General features: G+C 68.7%; 2 protein-coding genes. One reads left to right on the top strand and one right to left on the bottom strand.

Features of this window, described 5'->3' with window-relative positions:
- Positions 1 to 371 (bottom strand): MarR family winged helix-turn-helix transcriptional regulator (locus FUT87_RS22085; RefSeq protein WP_147242405.1); only part of this gene is annotated, 371 nt, incomplete at its 3' end.
- Positions 372 to 479: 108 nt separating this feature from the next.
- Here FUT87_RS22085 and FUT87_RS22080 point away from each other — a divergent pair.
- Complete coding sequence (locus tag FUT87_RS22080; RefSeq protein WP_147242404.1) at positions 480 to 1,529, top strand: SRPBCC family protein; 1,050 nt, start codon at positions 480 to 482, stop codon at positions 1,527 to 1,529.
- Positions 1,530 to 1,580: the final 51 nt, after the last annotated feature.

Genomic DNA, 1,580 nt, shown 5'->3' with positions numbered 1-1,580 from the left:
CGCTGGCGCAGGCCGCGGCCGGCAGGGGTCAGCGTGATCAGCACCTGGCGCTCGTCCTGCGGCGAACGATCGCGGCTGACCAGGCCGGCGGCCTCCAGGCGCTTGAGGAGCGGCGTCACCGTCGGGGAGTCGAGGAAGACCCGCTCCGCGATCTCGCCGACGGTCAGGCCGTCGCGTTCCCACAGCACCAGCATGACAAGGTATTGCGGGTAGGTGATGTCGAGGTCCTTCAGCAGCTCGCGGTAGACCTTGTTCAGTCCCAGCATCGTCGAGTAGATCGCGAAGCAAAGCTGTTCGTCGATCTGCTGCGGGACACAGACGGCGGACGTGCCGGTCGTGGTCTGCTGCTTGGTGGAGGTGGTGCGTGCCATGGAGACGAAATTTACTTTGCATGCGAATGAATGGCAAGCGAAAAGATGTGCCGGGGTTAGAGGGAGGGGCTTCGGCTGGGCAGAATGCGCCGCGGGAGGAAATGAACGATGCAGGACCAACAGAATGAGCCGGCGCCCGGCGCCGGCGCCACAGCACTGGATGCGATCACGCGTCATCCCCACACCTGGGGGCGCCGTGGCTGGGTGGCGGTGCTGGTGGGGGCGTTGTACGGGCTGCTGATGCGCGTGCTGTTCGGGAAGGTCTGGGTCTGGGCGCCATGGCTGGGGCTTTCCCGGGACGACGGCTACGTGATGAGCCTGGGCTTCGTGCACCTGACGCCGATGGTGGTGGGCGCGATCACGATCTACGGCATGCGCGCGTCGCGGCCCACCTGGACGCAGGCGGCCTTCGCGCCCTGGGCGGCCACGGCGCTGATGATGATCGGCGCGATGGTGACGCTGCTGGAGGGCGCGATTTGCGTGGTGCTGATGACGCCGCTCTTTCTCGCGATGGCGTCGATCGGTGGCGTGGTGATGAACCTGGTCCTGCGCAACACGCGCCTGGGAACGCTGCAACTGGGCGTGCTGGCGGTCCTGCCCTTGCTGGTCGCCGCGTTCGACGGCCCCTCGACCGCGGAGCGCTGGCAGCGCATCGACCGGTCGGTGGTCGTCGAGGCGCCGCCGGAGCGTCTCTGGGCGGAGATCGTCGCCGCGCGGGACATCCGGCGCGATGAGTTTCCCCGCACCTGGATCCATCTGATCGGTGTGCCGCGGCCCGTCGAGGGCATCCAGCAGATGACCCCGCACGGCGAGGTCCGCGTGTCGCGCTGGGAGCGCGGCGTGCATTTCCTCGGCCATGTGACCGAGCGCGTCGAGGGACGGCGGCTGGCGTGGCGCTACGAGTTCTCACCGGACTCCTTCCCGCCGGGCACGATGGACGAGCATGTCGTCATCGGCGGACGTTACTTCGACCTCGGCGAGACACGCTTCACCCTGACGCCGCTGCCGGCCGGCCGCACGCGGCTGGACATCGAGTCCCACTTCCGCGTCACCTCCAGCTTCAACGGTTATGCGGTGGCCGTGGCGGAGTTCCTCGGCCGGGACTTCGTGGACGGCTTGCTCGCGCTCTACAAGCGCCGCGCCGAGACCCCGGCCTGAGCGCGGTCAGAGGGGCAGCCCGAGGCCCGGTCCGGCGCGCGGTCCGGGCGT

This window comes from Mitsuaria sp. TWR114, assembly GCF_007997345.1.
The sequence above is the reverse complement of the archived record's forward strand: the minus strand, read 5'-3'. Positions and strand labels throughout refer to the sequence as shown.

What these genes read in the sequence shown, in the direction of transcription:
- FUT87_RS22080 (WP_147242404.1), top strand. Translation starts at nt 480, where the DNA reads ATGCAGGACCAACAGAATGAGCCGGCGCCCGGCGCCGGCGCCACAGCA.